The sequence below is a fragment of the Desulfovibrio sp. SGI.102 genome, from assembly GCF_050314315.1.
Classification (GTDB): Bacteria; Desulfobacterota; Desulfovibrionia; order Desulfovibrionales; family Desulfovibrionaceae; genus Desulfovibrio.
The window spans coordinates 1-2,100 of the sequence record NZ_JBNPNC010000110.1; the positions used below are offsets into that span (position 1 = coordinate 1).

2 protein-coding genes are annotated in these 2,100 nt (G+C 52.3%); both read left to right on the forward strand.

What is annotated here, in order from left to right:
* The first annotated feature begins 130 nt into the window (after positions 1–130).
* Positions 131–646 (forward strand): MucR family transcriptional regulator, encoded by a 516-nt coding sequence (locus ACQRCJ_RS12320; protein ID WP_168936357.1) that lies wholly within the window; start codon positions 131–133, stop codon positions 644–646.
* A gap of 183 nt (positions 647–829) precedes the next feature.
* Positions 830–2,053 carry an ATP-binding protein gene (locus ACQRCJ_RS12325; RefSeq protein WP_427799927.1) on the forward strand — a complete coding sequence of 408 codons (1,224 nt, stop codon included), beginning with the start codon at positions 830–832 and terminating at the stop codon, positions 2,051–2,053.
* Positions 2,054–2,100 lie beyond the last annotated feature (47 nt).

Consider the following 2,100-nt stretch of genomic DNA (forward strand, 5'->3'; position numbering starts at 1 on the left):
ATTGTGATAGCAATAACTGTCATAATAGTAAAGACTCCCTGCGTTGAAAAAAGGCTTATGGCAGGACTTGCCTTATTCCGTGAAACTGTTTAATCTGGATAAAATATCTTAAATAAAAGAGGGAAATGATATGGCTATTGAAGACAAAGACCTCCTTAAGCTTATTTGTGAACGTTATCCTGACCAGCCCCTGACCTATGTCATGGAGCAGTTCGGCCAGGCGAAGGCCATGTGCCTGCAGATCGAGCGTACTTTCAATGCTCCTGAAGTTGACCTTGGCGAAGAAGCTGAGGCTCCTGCTGAAGAAGCCGTTGAGACCGAGGTCACTCCTGATGCCCCCAAAAAGAAGCGTCTTACCCGTCGCAGCCTTGTCTGCAAACCTGCTGAAGCTATTACGGACGAGTACATCACCTGCTGTATCTGCGGCAGGAAGATGAAGACCATTACGTCCATGCATCTCAAGTCCCACGACGTCACTGTCGAGGAATACAAGAAGCTTTGCGGCTACGCTCCTGAGCAGAAGCTGATGTCCAATACTTTCGCCGAAAAGATGGCGGCGAACATCAAGGCCGCGCAGGAAGGACGTACGCTGAAGCGCATGGAAGCCCAGTACTCCGCTGAGCAGGATGCCGCCGAAAAGGCCTAAAACGCGCCCCCAAAGCTGGATACCCAAAAGACCCTGCCTGTGAGAACCGGCAGGGTCTTTTGAGGTTTTGAGGCCCTGAACCGCGGCAGGCCACGCATCATTCTGCTCCGGCAAAGGGCGGTCTTGACAAAACACTCAGCTCCGACTAATTAAAAATCATACTTTTAATTAGTCGGAGCCTCCATGTATCTCGCCAGAACTCTTGAGAAAAGTATCCAGAAAGTCAGCGACTTCTTCCCAGTTCTTCTCGTGACGGGTCCGCGTCAGGTAGGCAAGACGACCATCCTTCAGGCCTGCGGGAGTGATGGGAGAAATTATATTTCTCTGGATACGCTGGAGAATCGCAGTCTGGCCCAGAACGATCCTGCACTTTTCCTTCAGCGCTTCAAAGCTCCGCTTCTTATCGACGAGATTCAGTATGCGCCACAGCTTTTTCCTTATATCAAAGCCGCCGTGGACGAGAAGAAGCAGAGCGGTATGTATTGGCTCACTGGCTCACAGCAGTTCCACCTCATGAAGAACGTTTCGGAAAGTCTCGCAGGTCGCGTTGGCATCCTGCATCTTGAAGGCTTTTCTCAGGCCGAACGCGACGGTCAGCCCGAACGCCGGCTATTCCTGCCCACACCGAAAGCCATCGAAGCCCGCGCCACCTTCGCCCCGAAGACGGATATCGAAGCCGTCTTCCATCAGATATGGAAGGGGGCCTATCCCAGGATGCACGAGGCTGACGACGACATGTGGCAGTTTTTCTACGATGCCTATGTGCAGACGTACATCGAGCGCGACATCCGCGATCTTGGTTCTGTTGGCAATGAGCTGGACTTCTTGAAATTCATGAAGGTGCTGGCGGCGCGTACCGGCCAGCTCCTGAACTACTCCGACATCGCTCGCGACGTTGGTATATCTGCGCCTACAGTCAAAGCGTGGGTATCCCTGCTCCAGACCTCAGGACTGATCTTCATACTCCAGCCCTACCACAACAACATCAACAGCCGTGTGATAAAAACGCCCAAGGTGTACTTCATGGATACCGGTCTGGTCTGTTACCTCACCGGCTGGAATGCCCCGCAGACGCTGGAAAACTGTGCCATGAGCGGTGAACTGCTGGAAACATATGTCATCTCGGAAATCGTGAAGAGCTGGTGGCACAATGGTAAACAGCCGAACATCTACTACTATCGCGACAAGGACCGGCGTGGGATAGACGTTATCCTTGAAGAGAACGGCGTGCTCTATCCCATCGAGATCAAGAAGAAGAGCAACCCGAACGCAGGAGACATCAAAGCTTTCGATGCCATCGAGACTGTCCTTAAACAGAAACGTGGACATGGCGCGGTGCTCTGCATGGCGCTGACGCATTTGCCCATCACGGCGGAAGTCGATGCCGTGCCGATAAGCTATATTTAGAACACCTGACGTTATACGGAAGTCTGTAGCCAGAGTACGGTCACTGC